The 1,699-nt window shown below is 62.4% G+C and carries 1 protein-coding gene; it reads right to left on the reverse strand.

Annotation, left to right across the window (positions count from 1 at the left end):
* Window positions 1-10 precede the first annotated feature (10 nt).
* Complete coding sequence (locus ILT44_RS30280; protein WP_204243315.1) at window positions 11-1,603, reverse strand: isocitrate lyase; 1,593 nt, start codon at window positions 1,601-1,603, stop codon at window positions 11-13.
* Window positions 1,604-1,699: the final 96 nt, after the last annotated feature.

Below are 1,699 nucleotides of genomic sequence, written 5' to 3' on the forward strand. Positions count from 1 at the left end.
CGCTGATCATTTAAGCCGCAAACTGGTTCATGGTGTTGTGCGCGCCGCCTGCTTTCAGCGCGGCCTCGCCGACGAAGTATTCCTTGTGGTCGTCGCCGATGTCGGAGCCGGCCATGTTCTGGTGCTTCACGCAGGCGATGCCCTGGCGGAGTTCCTGGCGCTGGACGTTGCGCACGTAGCCGAGCATGCCTTCGCTGCCGAAATATTCCTTCGCCAGATTGTCGGTTGAGAGCGCCGCCGTGTGGTAGGTCGGCAGCGTGATGAGGTGGTGGAAGATGCCCGCACGCTTCGCGCCATCCGCCTGGAAGGTGCGGATGCGCTCGTCGGCTTCCCTGGCGAGATCGGTGCCGTCATAGTCCACGCTCATCAGCTTGGTGCGGTCGTACCCGGACACGTCCTCGCCGGCCTTCTGCCACGCATCGTAGACCTGCTGGCGGAAGTTGAGGGTCCAGTTGAAGGACGGCGAGTTGTTGTAGACGAGCTTCGCGTTCGGGATGACCTCGCGGATGCGGTCGACCATGCCGGCGATCTGATCCACATGCGGCTTCTCGGTTTCGATCCACAGCAGGTCCGCACCGTTCTGCAGCGCGGTGATGCAGTCGAGCACGCAGCGGTCCTCGCCCGTGCCGGCACGGAACTGGAACAGATTGCTGGCCAGACGCTTCGGCCGCAGGAGCTTGCCGTCGCGGTTGATCACCACGTCGCCGTTGGTGCAGTTCTCCGGCGTGATCTCCTCGCAATCGAGGAAGCCGTTATAGAGATCGCCGATATCGCCCGGCTGGCGGCTGAAGGCGATCTGCTTGGTGAGGCCCGCACCCAGGGAATCGGTGCGCGCGACGATCAGGCCGTCATCTACGCCGAGCTCGAGGAAGGCGTAGCGGATGGCGCGGATCTTGGCGAGGAAGTCTTCGTGCGGAACGGTGACCTTGCCGTCCTGGTGGCCGCACTGCTTCTCGTCCGAGACCTGGTTCTCGATCTGGAGGCAGCAGGCGCCGGCCTCGATCATCTTCTTGGCCAGGAGGTAGGTCGCCTCGGCATTGCCGAAGCCGGCATCGATGTCGGCGATGATCGGGACGATGTGCGTCTGGTAATTGTCGATGGCCGAGAGAAGCTCCCGCTCCTTGATCATGTTGCCGCTCTTTCGCGCCGCATCGAGGTCGCGGAACAGAAGCCCGAGTTCGCGGGCATCCGCTTGGCGCAGGAAGGTGTAGAGCTCTTCGATCAGCGCGGGAACGCTGGTCTTCTCGTGCATCGACTGATCGGGAAGCGGGCCGAACTCCGAACGCAGGGCGGCGACCATCCAGCCCGACAGATACAGGTAGCGACCCTCGGTGGAGCCGAAATGCTTCTTGATCGAGATCATCTTCTGCTGGCCGATGAAGCCGTGCCAGCACCCCAGGGACTGGGTGTAGCGGGACGGGTCGGCATCGTAGACCGCCATGTCCTGGCGCATGATCCCGGCGGTGTAGCGGGCGATGTCGAGCCCGGTCTTGAACCGGTTCTGCAGCCGCATGCGGGCGACGGATTCGGGATTGATGCCGTTCCAGGTGCTCTGGCCTTCGATAAGGATCTGCGCCTGTGTGATCTGATCTTGATAAGCCACGGTCGTATTCCTCGTTCTGTGAAGGTTGAACGATGAAGTACCGGGTGTGTTCGGAGCCGGGAAGGCGAGTTAAGGTTCAGGTGTCAAGCTTTACAA

Origin of the sequence: Microvirga arvi (genome assembly GCF_016892765.1) — a bacterium.
GTDB lineage: Bacteria > Pseudomonadota > Alphaproteobacteria > Rhizobiales > Beijerinckiaceae > Microvirga > Microvirga arvi.